Origin of the sequence: Streptomyces sp. NPDC004667 (assembly GCF_040609475.1) — a bacterium.
Classification (GTDB): domain Bacteria; phylum Actinomycetota; class Actinomycetes; order Streptomycetales; family Streptomycetaceae; genus Streptomyces.
This window is the reverse complement of the sequence record NZ_JBEXKC010000007.1, coordinates 33958-49707: the sequence shown is the minus strand read 5'-3', so window position 1 is coordinate 49707 and position 15750 is coordinate 33958. Positions and strand designations below refer to the sequence as shown.

Annotated in this window: 14 protein-coding genes; 9 read left to right on the top strand and 5 right to left on the bottom strand. The window is 74.7% G+C overall.

The window, feature by feature from the left end:
- Positions 1 to 152 precede the first annotated feature (152 nt).
- The 7 genes from ABZW32_RS06000 to ABZW32_RS05970 all read left to right on the top strand — a co-directional run bounded on the left by ABZW32_RS06000 (position 153) and on the right by ABZW32_RS05970 (position 7113).
- Positions 153 to 548 carry a hydrogenase maturation nickel metallochaperone HypA gene (locus ABZW32_RS06000; protein ID WP_356211720.1) on the top strand — a complete coding sequence of 132 codons (396 nt, stop codon included), beginning with the start codon at positions 153 to 155 and terminating at the stop codon, positions 546 to 548.
- A gap of 3 nt (positions 549 to 551) precedes the next feature.
- Positions 552 to 1427, top strand: a complete 876-nt coding sequence (hypB, locus tag ABZW32_RS05995) for a hydrogenase nickel incorporation protein HypB (RefSeq protein WP_356211718.1) — start codon at positions 552 to 554, stop codon at positions 1425 to 1427.
- Complete coding sequence (gene hypF, locus ABZW32_RS05990; RefSeq protein WP_356211716.1) at positions 1427 to 3799, top strand: carbamoyltransferase HypF; 2373 nt, start codon at positions 1427 to 1429, stop codon at positions 3797 to 3799. The genes hypB and hypF overlap by 1 nt, the downstream gene beginning before the upstream one ends.
- Positions 3768 to 4136: a HypC/HybG/HupF family hydrogenase formation chaperone gene (locus ABZW32_RS05985; protein WP_356211713.1), complete on the top strand. Its 369-nt coding sequence runs from the start codon at positions 3768 to 3770 to the stop codon at positions 4134 to 4136. Before hypF ends, ABZW32_RS05985 begins: the two co-directional genes overlap by 32 nt.
- Positions 4133 to 5401 carry a hydrogenase formation protein HypD gene (gene hypD, locus ABZW32_RS05980; protein WP_356211710.1) on the top strand — a complete coding sequence of 423 codons (1269 nt, stop codon included), beginning with the start codon at positions 4133 to 4135 and terminating at the stop codon, positions 5399 to 5401. Before ABZW32_RS05985 ends, hypD begins: the two co-directional genes overlap by 4 nt.
- A 79-nt stretch (positions 5402 to 5480) precedes the next feature.
- Positions 5481 to 6470, top strand: a complete 990-nt coding sequence (gene hypE, locus ABZW32_RS05975; protein WP_356211936.1) for a hydrogenase expression/formation protein HypE — start codon at positions 5481 to 5483, stop codon at positions 6468 to 6470.
- A 187-nt stretch (positions 6471 to 6657) separates the two neighbouring features.
- Positions 6658 to 7113, top strand: a complete 456-nt coding sequence (locus ABZW32_RS05970; RefSeq protein ID WP_356211708.1) for a GNAT family N-acetyltransferase — start codon at positions 6658 to 6660, stop codon at positions 7111 to 7113.
- Between the two features lie 37 nt (positions 7114 to 7150).
- Here the strand turns inward: ABZW32_RS05970 and ABZW32_RS05965 are convergent, their stop codons facing one another.
- Together ABZW32_RS05965 and ABZW32_RS05960 are read right to left on the bottom strand one after the other, a co-directional pair.
- On the bottom strand, positions 7151 to 7423 hold the full coding sequence (locus tag ABZW32_RS05965) for a hypothetical protein (protein ID WP_356211706.1): 273 nt from the start codon (positions 7421 to 7423) through the stop codon (positions 7151 to 7153).
- On the bottom strand, positions 7420 to 8673 hold the full coding sequence (locus ABZW32_RS05960) for an MFS transporter (protein WP_356211703.1): 1254 nt from the start codon (positions 8671 to 8673) through the stop codon (positions 7420 to 7422). Before ABZW32_RS05960 ends, ABZW32_RS05965 begins: the two co-directional genes overlap by 4 nt.
- A gap of 368 nt (positions 8674 to 9041) precedes the next feature.
- Here ABZW32_RS05960 and ABZW32_RS05955 point away from each other — a divergent pair, with 368 nt between their 5' ends.
- Both ABZW32_RS05955 and ABZW32_RS05950 read left to right on the top strand, forming a co-directional pair.
- Positions 9042 to 11033, top strand: coding sequence for a discoidin domain-containing protein (locus ABZW32_RS05955; protein WP_356211933.1), 1992 nt, complete (start codon positions 9042 to 9044; stop codon positions 11031 to 11033).
- A 151-nt stretch (positions 11034 to 11184) separates the two neighbouring features.
- Positions 11185 to 11844 carry a TetR/AcrR family transcriptional regulator gene (locus tag ABZW32_RS05950; RefSeq protein ID WP_356211701.1) on the top strand — a complete coding sequence of 220 codons (660 nt, stop codon included), beginning with the start codon at positions 11185 to 11187 and terminating at the stop codon, positions 11842 to 11844.
- On the opposite strand, the gene ABZW32_RS05945 is transcribed toward ABZW32_RS05950, so the two are convergent.
- The 3 genes from ABZW32_RS05945 to ABZW32_RS05935 form a co-directional block, all read right to left on the bottom strand.
- Positions 11810 to 13210 (bottom strand): NADP-dependent succinic semialdehyde dehydrogenase, encoded by a 1401-nt coding sequence (locus tag ABZW32_RS05945; protein ID WP_356211699.1) that lies wholly within the window; start codon positions 13208 to 13210, stop codon positions 11810 to 11812. The two genes, ABZW32_RS05950 and ABZW32_RS05945, sit on opposite strands and share 35 nt — an antisense overlap.
- A 110-nt stretch (positions 13211 to 13320) precedes the next feature.
- The gene (locus tag ABZW32_RS05940; RefSeq protein ID WP_356211697.1) at positions 13321 to 14838 is read right to left on the bottom strand and encodes an ATP-binding cassette domain-containing protein; all 1518 of its coding nucleotides are present in this window, start codon (positions 14836 to 14838) and stop codon (positions 13321 to 13323) included.
- Positions 14835 to 15644 (bottom strand): ABC transporter permease subunit, encoded by an 810-nt coding sequence (locus tag ABZW32_RS05935; RefSeq protein ID WP_356211930.1) that lies wholly within the window; start codon positions 15642 to 15644, stop codon positions 14835 to 14837. The genes ABZW32_RS05940 and ABZW32_RS05935 overlap by 4 nt, the downstream gene beginning before the upstream one ends.
- Between the last annotated feature and the right edge of the window lie 106 nt (positions 15645 to 15750).

The following is a 15750-nucleotide window of genomic DNA, read 5'->3' as shown; positions in this document are numbered from 1 at the left end:
CCCGACCTCAAGCGCTATCTGCGCATGCGCTGCATGTGAGCCCCGCTCCGCCCCGGCGCCCGAATGGCGTACGGGGCGTGCGGCGCACCGGCGTGCCCGCCCGTGCCTCCCGCGTCCGGCCGGTGTAATGAGCCCCGGCAGGACGGAGTCCGATGCACGAGATGTCGATCGCCATGGCCGTCGTGGGCCAGGTGGAAGAGGCGGCCCGGGCGGGCGCGGCGAGCGCCGTGCGCCGCGTGGAGCTCCAGGTCGGGGAGCTGGCCGGTGTGGTGCCGGACTCCCTGGCCTTCTGTTTCGAACTGGCCTGTGCCGGCACGGTCCTCGAAGGCGCCGAACTCGTCACGCGGTCCGTGACGGCCAGCGCCCGCTGCGCGGACTGCGCCGGAGCGTGGGCGGTGGGCATGCCTCCCGACCTGTGCTGCCCCGTCTGCGGACGGGCCACCGAGGTGGAACTGCTCACCGGGCGCGAACTGCGCATCCTCAACGTGACCTGGGAGGACGCCCCGGGCGCGGCCTCCTGCCGCGAACCGATCCCCGAGGAGGCCTGAACCATGTGCCGAGTGGTCGATCTGCAACAGGCGGTGCTCGCCAAGAACGACGGGGCGGCGCGCGCCCTGCGCACCGAACTCGCCTCACGGGGAACGGCGGTCGTCAACCTGCTGTCCAGCCCCGGCAGCGGGAAGACGGCCCTGCTGGAGCGGGAGCTGTTCCTGGCCCGGGAACGGGGCGTGCCCGTGGCGGCCCTGACGGCCGATCTCGCCACCGAGAACGACGCGCTGCGCCTGGCCCGTTCGGGCGTACCCGTCAAGCAGGTGCTCACGGACGGGCTCTGCCACCTGGAGGCCTCGATGCTCGGGCGCCACCTGGACGGGTGGCTGCCGGAGGAGACGCGGCTGCTGTTCGTGGAGAACGTGGGGAACCTGGTCTGCCCGGCCTCGTACGACCTCGGGGAGTCGCTGCGCGTGGTCCTCGCGTCGGTCACCGAGGGCGAGGACAAGCCGCTGAAGTACCCGACCGCCTTCGGGCTGGCCCAGCTGGTCGTGGTCACCAAGACCGACATCGCGGCGGCCGTCGAGTTCGACGAGGCGGCCTTCCGCGCCAACGTCCAGCGGGTCAACCCGGGGGTGGAGGTGCTGTTCACCTCGGTCCGCGCGGACGAGGGGACGGGCCTCCTGCTGGACCGGGCCCTGGCGGTCGGGGCGGGGGCGCGGGCGCACGCTCCGGTGATGGCCCGGCAGCGGATCGAGGCCGGCCACCACGGCCACGGACACGAGCACGGGCCGGGGCACACCCACGACCACGACCACGACCACGACCACGACGATCACGATCACGATCACGGTGACCACGGCCAGGGTCACGATCACGGACACGGACCCGGACACGGACACGGTCAGCCCGGCCCCGCCGTGGCCCAGACCCGCTGATGGAGTCCCCGGAACGCCGGAGGGTCACCGTACGGGGCGTGGTCCAGGGAGTCGGCTTCCGGCCCTACGTCTACACCCGCGCCACCGGCCTCGGCCTCGCCGGTCACGTCACCAACACCCCGGAGGGCGTGGTCGCCGAGGTGGAGGGCTCCGCCGCCGCCGTGTCGCAGTTCTGCGAGCGGCTCGCGGCGGACGCCCCGCCGCTGGCCGTGGTGGACGCCGTCGACCACCGCCCGGTCCCCCTCACCGGCGGCGCCGGCTTCACCATCATCGCCTCCCGCTCCGGCGGCCCGGCCCGGACCCTGGTCTCCCCCGACGTCGCCACCTGCGCGGACTGCCTCGCCGAGCTCGCGGACCCGGCCGACCGCCGCCACCGCCACCCCTTCATCACCTGCACGCACTGCGGGCCCCGCTTCACCATCGTCACCGGGCTGCCCTACGACCGGGCCCACACCACGATGGACCGCTTCCCGATGTGCGCCGACTGCGCCCGCGAGTACGCCGACCCGGCCGACCGCCGCTTCCACGCGCAGCCCGTCGCCTGCCCGGCCTGCGGGCCCCGGCTGCGGCTGCTGACCGGGCGGCCGCCGGGCGGGGAGACCACCGCCGATCCCGTCGCGGGCGCCCGCGCGCTGCTGGCCGCGGGGGCGGTCCTGGCCGTGAAGGGGCTCGGCGGCTACCACCTGGCCTGCGACGCCACCCTGCCCGGTGCCGTCGCCGAGCTGCGCCGCCGCAAGGACCGCGGGGACAAGCCCTTCGCGCTGATGGCCCGGGACCTCGCCGACGTCGAGGCCCTCGCCCACCTCGGCCCCGAGGAGCGCGAGCTGCTCACCGGCGGCGTGCGGCCCATCGTGCTGCTGCGCCGCCGCCCCGACGGCGCCCCGCTGCCGGGCGTCGCCCCCGGCAGCCCCGACCTGGGCGTGATGCTCCCGTACACCCCCCTGCACCACCTGCTGCTCGGCCTGGCCGGGGACCCGGAGGGACCGCGCCTGCTGGTGATGACCAGCGGGAACCTCTCGGGCGAGCCCATCGTCACCGACGACGCCGAGGCACTGGAGCGGCTCTCCGGCCTCGCCGACGCCTGGCTGACCCACGACCGGCCGATCCACGTGCCCTGCGACGACTCCGTCGTCCGGGTCTGCGACGGCGAGCCCCTGGTCCTGCGCCGCTCGCGCGGGTACGCGCCGCTGCCCCTGGCCCTGCCGCTGCCGGTCCCCGCCACCCTCGCCGTGGGCGGCGACCTCAAGAACGCCTTCTGCCTCGGCGAAGGACGGCGGGCCTGGCTGTCGGCCCACACCGGCGACATGGACGACCTGGCCACCCGGTACGCCTTCGAGCGGGCGGAGCGGCAGCTGGAATCCCTCACCGGGGTGACCCCCGCGCTGCTCGCCGCGGACCGGCATCCCGGTTACCGCTCCGGCCGCTGGGCCCGCGAGCAGGCCGGCGACCGCCCGCTGGTCCCCGTACAGCACCACCACGCGCACGTCGCCTCCGCGCTCGCCGAACACGGCCTCGACGGCTCCCGGCGGGTGATCGGCGTCGCCTTCGACGGCACCGGGTACGGGGACGACGGCGCCGTCTGGGGCGGGGAGGTCCTCCTCGCCGACTACGCCGGATACACCCGCTTCGCGCACCTGGCCTACGTACCGCTGCCCGGCGGCGACGCGGCCGTGCGGCGGCCCTACCGGATGGCCCTGGCCCACCTGTGGGCCGCCGGCCTGGACCGGGCTGCGGACCTGCCCTGCACCGCGGCCTGCCCGCCCACCGAACTGCGGGTCCTGGAAACCCAGTTGGAGCGCGGCCTGAACTGCGCCCCCACCTCCAGCATGGGACGGCTCTTCGACGCCGTGTCGTCGCTGGCGGGCGTCTGCCAGCACGCCGGGTACGAGGCGCAGGCCGCCATCGAGCTGGAGGGCGCCGCGTTCGGGGCGCCCTCCTCCGGTCCCGGCTACGCCTTCGGCGTGCGGGTGCCCGGGGCCGGTGCGACCGGCCCGGTCATCGCCGATCCGGCTCCCGTACTGGCGGCGGTGGCGGCCGACGTACGGGCGGGGACCGGCAGGCCGGTGATCGCGGCCCGCTTCCACGCCGGCGTCGCGGACCTCGTCGGCACGCTCTGCGGACTCGCCCGCGACCGGCACGGGCTGGACACGGTGGCCCTCACCGGCGGGGTCTTCGCCAACACCCTGCTCTCCTGCGCCTGCGCCCGACTGCTGCGCGGACGGGGGTTCACCGTCCTGCGGCACCGCATGGTCCCGCCGGGCGACGGCGGGCTGGCGCTGGGCCAGCTCATGGTGGCGGCGGCCGGACACGTCACGCAACACCCACAACGAGGAGAAGCCCATGTGCCTGGCGGTACCCGGCAGAGTGCTTGAGATCGGGGAGAGGGACGGCACGCGCATGGCGACCGTCGACTTCGGCGGCGTGCAGAAGGAGGTCTGCCTGGAGTACCTGCCGGACCTGCGGGTCGGCGAGTACGCCATCGTCCACGTGGGGTTCGCCCTCCAGCGGCTGGACGAGGAGTCCGCCCTCCAGACCCTCGAACTTTTCGCGCAACTCGGAATGCTCCAGGAGGAGTTCGGCGACCCCTGGGAGCAGGCGGCCCAGGCGGGTGAGGGCGACTGGCCCTTCGCCGACGACCCGGCGGCGCCCGTCGCACGGCAGGCCACGGCCCACGGGACCGACGTACGGCAGGAGGAGGCACCGCGGTGAAGTACATCGACGAGTTCCAGGACCCGGCACTGGCCCGCCGGCTCCTCGACGAGATCCGCTCCACGGTGACCCGGCCCTGGGCGCTGATGGAGGTCTGCGGCGGCCAGACCCACACCATCATCCGGCACGGCATCGACCAACTCCTGCCCGATGAAGTCGAGTTGATCCACGGGCCCGGCTGTCCCGTGTGCGTCACGCCGTTGGAGGTCATCGACAAGGCGCTGGAGATCGCCTCCCGCCCCGGGGTGATCTTCTGCTCCTTCGGGGACATGCTCCGCGTCCCCGGCACCGGCCGGGACCTGTTCCGGGTGCGCGGCGAGGGCGGCGACGTACGGGTCGTCTACTCACCGCTGGACGCCCTGCGGATCGCGCGGGAGAACCCGGGGCGGGAGGTGGTCTTCTTCGGCATCGGCTTCGAGACCACCGCCCCGCCCAACGCCATGACCGTGTACCAGGCGCGCAGGCTCGGCATCCGCAACTTCAGCCTCCTGGTCTCCCACGTGCGGGTGCCCCCCGCGATCGAGGCGATCATGCAGTCGCCGAGCTGCCGGGTGCAGGGCTTCCTGGCCGCCGGACACGTGTGCAGCGTGATGGGGACGGGCGAGTACCCGGAGCTGGCGGCGCGCCACCGGGTGCCGATCGTGGTCACCGGCTTCGAGCCGCTGGACATCCTCGAAGGCGTGCGCAGGACCGTGCTGCAGCTGGAGCGGGGCGAGCACACCGTCGACAACGCCTACGCCCGCGCGGTGCGCCCGGAAGGCAACCCGGCCGCGCTCGCCATGCTGGAGGACGTCTTCGAGGTCACCGACCGGGCCTGGCGGGGCATCGGGGTCATCCCGCGCAGCGGCTGGCGGCTGTCGCCGCGCTACCGGGAGTTCGACGCCGAGCACCGTTTCTCGGTCACCGGCATCACCACCCGGGAGCCGGCCGAGTGCCGCAGCGGGGAGGTGCTCCAGGGGCTGCTGAAGCCGCACGAGTGCGAGGCCTTCGGCGGTGCGTGCACCCCGCGCAACCCGCTGGGCGCCACCATGGTCTCCAGCGAGGGCGCCTGCGCGGCGTACTACCTCTACCGCCGCCTCGACCTGCCCGCCGCCGTACCGCGGGCGGCCTCTGGCGACGCACCGGCCACCGCGCCCGGCGACGCGCCGGATCCCGCGCCGGATTCCGTGCCCGATCCGGCCCCGGACACGCGGCCGGACCCCGCGCCGCAGGCCGTGCCGGCCGCCGCTTCGAAGACCTCGCTGGAGGCGAGCCCCGTTGCCTGAGACCGCACCGTCCGAGACCGTCCTCGACGTCACCGGCTGGACCTGTCCCGCCCCCCTGCGCGACCACCCCCGGGTGGTGATGGGGCACGGCGGGGGCGGCGCGCTCTCCGCGGAACTGGTCCAGCACCTGTTCGCCCCCGCCTTCGGCGGCGAGGCGCTGGACCGGCTCGGGGACTCGGCGGCCGTCTCGCTGGGCGGCGTACGCCTGGCCTTCTCCACCGACTCCTACGTCGTGCGCCCGCTGTTCTTCCCGGGCGGGAGCATCGGGGACCTGGCGGTCAACGGCACGGTCAACGACCTGGCCATGAGCGGCGCCCGCGCGGCCTACCTGTCCTGCGGGTTCATCCTGGAGGAGGGGGTCGAGATGTCCGTGGTGGCGCGCGTGGCCGAGGCCATGGGCGCGGCCGCGCGGACCGCGGGCGTGGAGATCGTCACCGGGGACACCAAGGTCGTCGAGGCGGGCCACGGGGACGGGATCTACGTCAACACCGCGGGGATCGGGCTGATCCCGCAGGGGGTGGACCTGCGCCCGCAGCGGGTGGTCCCCGGCGACGTGGTGATCGTCAGCGGCGAGATCGGCCTGCACGGCGTCGCGATCATGAGCGTCCGCGAGGGCCTGGAGTTCGGCGTCGACATCGAGAGCGACTGCGCGGCCCTGGGCGGGCTCGTACAGAGCATGCTCGCGGTCACCCCGGACCTGCACGTCCTGCGCGACCCCACCCGGGGCGGCCTGGCGGCCTCCCTGAACGAGATCGCGGCCGCCTCCGGCACCGGGGTCGTCCTCCACGAGGGCCGCGTCCCGGTCCCGGAGGCCGTCGCGAACGCCTGCGCGATCCTCGGACTCGACCCGCTCTACGTGGCCAACGAGGGCAAGCTCGTCGCGTTCGTGCCCCGCGAGCACGCCGACGCCGTCCTCGACGCCCTGCGCGCCCATCCGCTGGGCCGGAACGCGGCGGTGATCGGCGAGGTCGTCGCCGATCACCCGGGCCTGGTCGTGGCGCGGACCGGACTCGGCGGCACCCGGGTGGTCGACCTGCCGGTCGGGGAGCAGCTGCCGCGGATCTGCTGAGGGATCCCGTGCGCCCCGCGCACCCCCTGCGGGCCCCGCCGACCTGTCCACGGCGGCGGGCTCGCGGCCGGCGTTTCGACACGGTGGCAGGCCCGCGCGGCGCGCGGCTCCCGCATGATCGGTTGCCTCGGCGGAGGAGGACCCCTCCGCCCGCGCACCCGCCCCCGATCACAGGAGCCGCACCGCCATGTCCGACATCACCGTCCGCGCCGTCCGTCCCGGGGACTTCGACCAGTGGCGTGCCCTCTACCGCGGCTACGCCGACTTCTACCGCGTGGAGCAGACCGAGGAGGCGGCCGAGACGGTGTGGGCGTGGGTGAACGACCCCGGGCACGAGGTCGGCGCGCTGGTCGCCGAGGACGCCTCGGGCCGCCTCCTGGGGCTGGCCCACTACCGGCCCTTCGCCCGGCCGCTGTCCGCGACGGTGGGCTGCTTCCTGGACGACCTGTTCGTGGCCCCGGAGCACCGGGGCTCCGGGGCCGCCGACCTGCTGCTGGGGGCGCTGCGCGCGCTGGCCGGGGAGCGCGGGTGGAGCGTGGTGCGCTGGATCACCGCCGACGACAACCACCGGGCGCGCGCCAAGTACGACCAGGTGGCCACGCGGACGATGTGGGTCACGTACGACATGGCTCCCGGCAACTGACCCGCCTCTGCGCGGCCGCGTGTCGGCGCGGTCGGCGCTAGCCGGCCGCGTCGTCGCAGGCGGGGCAGACCCGGTCGGCGTACCGCGGCGGGTACCAGGGGGCGTCCGGGTGTTCGGCGGGCCGCCAGGGGGCCGTCTCCATGGCGAAGGTGTCCCGGCCGCACAGGGTCCTCGGCCCGCGGACGGAGGTCCGGCCCGGGGCCGCGGGCGCCGCGTGCACCCGCAGCGGGGGGCGTTCGTCCCCGGAGGCGGAGTCCCCGGGCGGGGAGTCCCCGGAGGGGTACTCGTACACCACGACCGTCTCGCTCATGACTCGACGATAGGCGGTCCCGCCCCGGCCCGCGTGCCCGCGCCGGGGGCGGGGTCCGGGACGGCCTCCGGGCCGGGCCACCGCGCGCCGCGGTCGGCCGCCGGGAGCAGCGCCACGGCCAGCAGGGGGAAGGCCGCCGCCAGGGCGAACGCGGCGACGTAGCCGTGGCCCGCGACCAGGGCTCCCGCCAGCGGCGGTACGAGCACCACCGCGGCGTGCTGCGCCATCCCGTGCACCCCCAGGACGCGGCCCGCCCAGTCGGGGCCCGCGTATTCGGCGACCGCCGTGTTGTGCAGCCCGTTGGTGCTCACCGTGAGCCCACAGGCCAGCAGCAGCGCCACCGGCGCGGCGGGCGAGTCCCAGGCGGTACCCGCCGCGAGCAGGCCGAGGTCGACGACGGTGGCCGCGGCCAGGGCGCGCATCGGAGCGATCCGGCTGCCGGACCGGTCGGACCACCAGCCGGCGAACAGCCGCACTCCGGCCCCGGCCAGGTTGGCCACGGCCAGCACGCCGGCGGCCGCGCCGACGGACCAGCCGCGCGCCTGCGTCAGGAACAGCAGGGAGAACCCGGTGACCACGAACTGCGGCACGCACAGCAGTCCGGCCGCCGCGTGGATCCGCCAAAGGTAGCCGCCCCGGTAGGGCGCGGGCGTCCGGGTGCCCTCCCGCTTCACGGGGCGCGGCGGATCGACGGCGCGCAGGGCGATCGCCGCCCCGGCCGCCCCGCACAGCGCCGCGCAGAACCCGAAGGCCCCGGCCAGGCCCGCGAGGTGGGCCAGCGGTGGGAAGACCGCGGCGGCCAGCGCGGTGCCGAGCGGCTGCGAGGCCTGCCGCACCCCCATCGCGATACCGCGCCGGGCGGGCGGGAACCAGCCGATGACCAGGCGGCCGGAGGCGGAGTTGACGGAGCATCCGGCGGCGCCCGCCAGGACCAGCAGCGCGCCCAGCGGGACCGCTCCCCGGACGGCGGCGGCGCCGGCCAGGGCCCCGGCGGCGGCGAGCAACCCGGCGGTCAGGGCCAGCCGCTCGCCGTACCGGTCGGCGACGGCTCCCCAGCCGATCAGGCCGAGGAGGATCCCGAAGACCGGGCAGGAGACGAGCAGCCCGGCGCCGGCCAGGGAGAGCCCCAGCTCCTCCTGGAGGGCGGGGAGCAGGTAGGGCAGCCCGTAGAGCGCGGTGGTACCGGCGGTCTGACCACCGGTACCCAGGGCGAGCATCCTCCAACTGCGGGGTATTCGCTGGGCGTTCATGCGGCCACATTACGTTCGTGTCGGCATTCGAGACAGATCGTTTCGAATGCCGGGACGCTGGCGGAACCCCCGAGCTCCGCGCCGTGCCGGGGCCGGCGGTCCCGTCCGCACCGGCCTGGAGGGTGGCCGGAGCCTCATCAGGTCATCTGTCCCGGACTCTTGACTCCTCTCGCGCCACTCGCGATTCTCGACGCACCGTTGTGCGGGGCATGACAATTCATGCCCGGAATTCGACCGCGCCCCACCGCCGACCGAAGACACGAGTGATGACCTTGACCCCTCACCCTCGCTCTCCACGCCCGCCGCGGCCCCGCCGCAGGCGCCGCCCCTTCGCACTCCTGTCGCTGCTCCTCGCCGCCGTACTGGCCATGGTGCTGGGGCCCGTGCCCAGCTCCTCGGCCGACGCCGGCTGGTGGACCCCGACCGCACGCCCGCAACCCGACGCCGACATCAACGTCACCGGCGAGCCCTTCAAGGGCACCGACGACCAGGGACGGGTCCGCGGCTTCGTCGACGCCCACGACCACATCATGGCCAACGAGGGCTTCGGCGGCCGCCTGATCTGCGGCAAGGCCTTCTCCGAACTCGGGGTCGCCGACGCGCTCAAGGACTGCCCCGAGCACTACCCCGACGGCTCCCTCGCCGTCTTCGACATGATCACCAAGGGCGGGGACGGCAAGCACGACCCCGTCGGCTGGCCCACCTTCAAGGACTGGCCCGCCCACGACTCGCTCACCCACCAGCAGAACTACTACGCCTGGATCGAGCGCGCCTGGCGCGGCGGCGAGCGCGTCCTCGTCAACGACCTCGTCACCAACGGCGTGATCTGCTCGGTCTACTTCTTCAAGGACCGCGGCTGCGACGAGATGACGGCCATCCGCCTGGAGGCCCAGAAGACGTACGACATGCAGGCCTACATCGACAAGATGTACGGCGGCCCCGGAAAGGGCTGGTTCCGGATCGTCACCGACTCCGCCCAGGCCCGTGAGGTGGTCAAGCAGGGCAAGCTGGCCGTCGTCCTCGGGGTGGAGACCTCCGAGCCCTTCGGCTGCAAGCAGATCCTGGACGTCGCCCAGTGCAGCAAGGCGGACATCGACCGCGGCCTGGACGAGCTGTACGGACTCGGCGTGCGCAGCATGTTCCTGTGCCACAAGTTCGACAACGCCCTGTGCGGCGTCCGCTTCGACGAGGGCGCGCTCGGCACCGCGATCAACGTGGGGCAGTTCCTGTCCACCGGCACCTTCTGGAAGACCGAGCAGTGCACCGGCCCCCAGCACGACAACCCCATCGGCCTCGCACCGGCTCCACAGGCCCAGAAGGAGCTCCCGGCGGGCGTCTCGGTGCCCTCCTACGCCGACGGCGCGCAGTGCAACTCGCGCGGGCTGACCGACCTCGGCGCCTACGCGGTGCGCGGCATGATGAAGCGCAACATGATGCTGGAGATCGACCACATGGGCGTCAAGGCCGCGGGCCAGGCCTTCGACATCATGGAGTCCGAGTCCTACCCCGGCGTGATCTCCTCGCACAGCTGGATGGACCTGGGCTGGACCGAGCGGCTGTACAAGCTCGGCGGGTTCGCCGCCCAGTACATGAGCGGATCCGAGGGCTTCACCGCCGAGGCGGCCCGGACCAAGGCCCTGCGGGACAAGTACAACGTGGGCTACGGGTACGGCACCGACATGAACGGGGTCGGCGGCTGGCCGGGTCCCCGCGGCGCGAACACCCCCAACCCGGTCCGCTACCCCTTCCGCACCGCCGACGGCGGCTCGGTCGTCGACCGGCAGACCGCCGGCTCGCGGACCTGGGACATCAACACCGACGGGGCCGCGCAGTACGGCATGGTCCCCGACTGGATCGAGGACATCAAGCAGGTCGGCGGCCAGGGCGTGGTCGACGACCTGATGCGGGGCGCCGAGTCCTACCTGCACACCTGGGGGGCCACGGAGAGCCACCGGGCCGAGGTCAACCTCGCCTCCCGGACCCCCGCCTCGGCCAGCTCCACCGAGTGGTGGAACCCCTTCGTCGACTACTCGCCGGGCAAGGCCGTCGACGGGGACACCGGCACCCGCTGGGCCAGCGAGTGGAACGACGACCAGTGGGTGCAGTTCGACCTCGGGTCGACGCACACGATCCGGCGCGTCACCCTCGACTGGGAGGCCGCGTACGCGAAGTCGTACCGCATCGAGGTCTCGCCCGACGGCAGCAACTGGCAGACGGCCTGGTCCACCACGACCGGCGACGGCGGGGTGGACACCGCCCGGTTCGCCGCCACCCCGGCCCGCTACGTGCGCGTCCACGGCGTGCAGCGCGGCACCCAGTGGGGCTACTCGCTCCATGAGGTGGGCGTCTACGGCGGCTGACGCCAGGCGGGGCCGGACGGCCGGGTCCTCCCGGCCGTCCGGCCCCGCCGCGTTCCCCGCCGCGTTCCCCGCCGCGTTCCCCGCCCCGCAGCCGTATCCGTAGTCGTAGCCGTAGCCGAACCCGCACGCGTACAGCACCGAAAGGACCCCCATGGCCCGGATGCCCTCGGCCGAGCGGCGCCGCCAGCTGACCGAAGCGGCGATCCGCGCGATGACCCGCGACGGCGTCGCCCGGACCACGACCCGCTCCATCGCCGCCGAGGCGGGGGTGTCCCTGAGCGTCTTCCACTACTGCTTCGCGTCCAAGCAGGCCCTCCTCGAATCCGTCATCGAGGCGATCACGGCCCACTACATCACGGTGGTGCGGGAGGCGATCCGCCCGAAGCCCACCCTGCGCGAGACGGTCCGGGCCGGCTTCCAGGCGTACTGGGACCACGTCTGCGACCGGCCCGGCGAGCACATGCTGACCTACGAGCTCACCCAGTACGCCCTGCGCCGGCCCGGGTTCGAGCACCTGGCGCGCCGCCAGTACGAGCTGTACTGCGAGACGTACGAGGAGCTGCTGGGGCAGCTGGGCCGCGACATGCGGCTCGCACCGCGCGTGCCGGTCACCGTGCTGGCCCGCTACCTGGCCGCCATGACCGACGGAATGACCCTGAACGCCCTCGTGCTCGGGGACGCCAGGGCCACGGCCGACCTCCTCGACCTGGTCACCGACCACGTCGTCGGCCTGATGGAACCGGTGGACGCGCCGCCGGGCGGCGCCGACCACCCGCTCAGCGCGGATCCGCTGCCCGCCACACGGTGGTGATGTTGCAGAACTCCCGGATGCCGTGCCCGGACAGCTCCCGCCCGTACCCGGAGCGCTTGACCCCGCCGAAGGGCAGCGCCGGGTGGGAGGCGGTCATACCGTTGACGAAGACACCGCCGGCCTCCAGATCGCGGGCGAAGCGTTCGAGCTCGGCCTCGTCGCGGGTCCACACGTTGGAGCTCAGGCCGAAGGGCGTGTGGTTGGCCCGCTCCACCGCCTCGTCCAGGCTGCCCACCCGGTACAGGGTGGCCACGGGGCCGAAGGTCTCCTCCAGGTCGATCCGCATGGCCGGGGTGACGTCGGCCAGGACCGTGGGCTCGTAGAACCAGCCGTTCGGCAGACCGGAGGGGCGTCCGCCGCCGCACAACACCGTGGCCCCCTGCCGGACGGCGTCCTCGACGAGCTCCTCCACGTCCGCGCGCCCCGCCTCGGTGGCCAGCGGGCCGACGTCGGTGGACGCGAGCATCGGGTCGCCGACGGTCAGGGCGGCCATGCCGGCCGTGAAGAGCCGGGCGAACTCGTCGTAGACGTCGGTGTGGACGATGAACCGCTTGGCGGCGATGCAGGACTGGCCGTTGTTCTGCACCCGGGCGGTCACGGCGGTGCGGGCCGCGCGGGCCACGTCGGCCGAGGGCATCACGATGTACGGGTCGCTGCCGCCGAGTTCCAGGACGGTCTTCTTCACCTCGTCCCCCGCGACGGAGGCGACCGCGCGGCCGGCCGGTTCGCTGCCGGTCAGCGTGGCGGCGGCCACCCGAGGGTCGCGCAGGACCGCCTCGACCGCGGCCGAACCGATCAGCAGGGTCTGGAAGCAGCCGCGCGGGAAGCCCGCCCGTTCGAAGAGGTCCCCGAGGTACAGGGCCGTCTGGGGGACGTTCGAGGAGTGTTTGAGCAGACCGACGTTGCCTGCCATCAGGGCGGGCGCGGCGAAGCGCACGACCTGCCAGAGCGGGAAGTTCCAGGGCATCACGGCGAGGACGACGCCGATCGGCCGGTAGCTCACCCGGACGGCCGCGGCTCCCGCGTCGGCCACGTCACCGTCGGCGGGCCGCTCGTCGGCGAGGAGGGACTCGGCGCGGTCGGCGTACCAGCGCATCGCCTTCACGCACTTGAGGGCCTCGGCGCGGGCCGCGGCGAGGGGCTTGCCCATCTCGATGGTCATGGTGCGGGCGATGTCCTCCGCCTCGGCCTCCAGGAGGTCGGCGGCGCGGACGAGCAGCGCGGAGCGTTCGGCGAAGGTGGTGCGGCGGTAGGAGGCGGCGGTCCGTGCGGCCTCGGCCAGGGCGAGCTCGATGCCGTCGGCGTCGAGCTCGTCGAAGGTCAGCAGCGTGATGCCGGTGGTGGGGTTGACGGTGGCGATGGGCATGGTCCGGCCTTCCTGCGAGGGAACCCCCACCGACCCTCCCCCGCGGCCGGCCGCCGCGCAACGCGTGGATCGGCCGGCCGGCCCAGGCGGGGAGGTCGGCAGGAGGGACGTCACCGCCCGGCCAGGACCACCTCCGTGGGACCGGCCGCGGACAGCCTGCCCGCCTCCAGCAGGTGTGCGGTCCGCGTGTAGGCGGCGACCAGGTCCGGCTCGTGGCTGACCAGGACCACCGTCATCCGCCGTTCGGCCCGCAGGCGACGCAGCAGCTCCATGACCGCGACGGAGGTGTCCGGGTCCAGGGCCGAGGTGATCTCGTCGCACAGCAGCACGTCCGGCTCGGTGGCCAGGGCGCGGGCGAGGGAGACCCGCTGGCGCTGCCCACCGGACAGCTCGGCCGGGTAGCGGGCCGCGAACTCGGCGGGCAGTTCCACCTGTTCGAGGAGCCGGGCGACCGCCGCGGTGCTACGGGGACCCCGCGGCGGCCCCCCGTGCAGCCGCAGGGGCCGCGCCAGGGCGGAGCCCACCGTGCGGGCCGGGTTCAGCGCGTCCAGCGGGTTCTGCGGGACCAGCTGCACCCTGCGGCGGTGCTCCCGGGCACGTCGGCGGGCCGTGGCGGCGAGCGGGGCACCGTCCAGGGTGAGCGTGCCGGAGTCGGGGGCGTGGAGCCCGGCCAGTACGCGCAGCAGGGTGGTCTTGCCGGAGCCGGAGGGGCCGACGACGGCCGTGGCCGTGCCGGGTTCCGCGTCGAAGTCCACGGCGTCCAGGGCCCGGTGGCGCCCGGCCCGGTGTGCGAAGGCCACGCCGACCCCGCGGGCGCGGAGCCCGCCCGCGGGCCCGGCGGGCACCGGGGCGGCGGACGGGGCGGACCTCGGGGGCGTCACAGGGGATCGTACGGACGGGGGCCGGGGCCGGGAGCCCGGCTGCGGCTGCGGCGGGCCCGGGAGCCGGACCACCCGGTCGGCGCAGGCTTCGACCAGTTCGGGGTCGTGGCAGGCCATCACGACGGTCAGCCCGCGGGCGGCGGCCAGTTGCCTCAGCAGCACGCCGATCTCGTCGCGCAGGGCGGGGTCCAGCCCGGCCGTGGGCTCGTCCAGCAGCAGCAGCTCCGGCTCGCGGGCCAGCGCCCTGGCCAGGGCCACGCGCCGCTGCTGCCCGCCGGAGACGGCGGTGGGCCGGCGCTCGGGCAGGCCGTCGTCGACGGGGAGCCGGCATTCGCGCAGCAGGGCGAGGACGGCCGCCGCGCCCGGGTCGACGGCGGTCTCCGCGACGATCCGGCGGATCCGCATGCGGGGGTTGAGGGCGGAGCCGGGGTCCTGGCCGACGTAGGCGATCCGGGTACGGCGCAGCAGGCGCAGTTCCCCGGCGCCGAGGGAGACCGGCTCGGTCCCCAGCACCTCCAGGGTTCCCGCGGTGACGGCGGCGCCCTCGGGGAGGTGGCCGGTCAGCGCGCGCAGCAAGGTGGTCTTCCCGGACCCGGAGGGGCCGGTCAGGGCGGTGATCCGGCCCGCCGGAACGGTCAGGGAGACCGGCCGCAACAGGACCGGCCCGCCCGGGACGCCGATCTCCAGGCCGCGGACCACGGCGGCGGGGGCTTCGGAGGTGTCGGGGCTCTGGTCGAGGTCGCTCACGAGGTGGTGACCGCCTTGCGGGAGGAGCGGGAAGGACGGGAGGCACGGGAGGAGAGGGAGGCCGAGGCGAGGTTGAAGCTGATGGCGAGGACGGCGATGGCGAGGCTGGGGGCGAGCACGGCCCAGGGGTTGAGCAGGATGCCGGGCGCGTTCTCACGGACCATCAGGGCCCAGTCCGCGGCGGGGGGCTGCGGGCCGATCTGGAGGAAGCCGGCCATCGAGATGACGTACACGGCCTCCACGAACCGCAGGCCGAACAGGGCGAGCACGGTGGAGCGCAGGTTGGGCAGCAGCTCGCGCAGGGCGATGTAGGACAGCCGCTCTCCGCGGGCGGTGGCGGCCTCCACGTAGCCGGCGCGGGCCAGGGGCGCCGCGGCGGAGGCGACGATGCGCACGGCGTACGGGGTGCCGAGGACCACCGCGGCCGCTATGACGGCCCACCGGCCGCCGCCCGGCCAGGCCAGGGCGATGAGCATGATGCCGAGGACCGGCGGGAGCAGGATGAGGACGTCGGCGGCGCGTTCCACGGCGCGGCCGAGCGTGGGGTGCAGGACCGCGAAGCAGCCGAGCACGGTGGCGAGCAGGGTGACGACGACGGCGATGAGGAGGGCGCCGCCGATCAGGGCGCCGCCCCCGTGGAGCAGCCGGCTCAGCACGTCGCGCCCGAGCTGGTCCCCGCCCAGTACGGCTCCGTCCCCTGCGGCGGCGTAGGGGGCGGTGATCGGGCTGTCGAGGGGGTGCGCGGCGAGCCACGGCCCGGTGAGGGCCAGCAGCACCAGGAGCAGGCCGGGGGCGATCCGGCGCAGGGTCCGGCCGCGGGCCCCGCCACCGGCCGGGCGCCCGCCCGGATCGCCGACGGCACCGTCCCGGAAGCCCACGGGAACACCTGGGGCGGGGGCGGGGGACACGTCG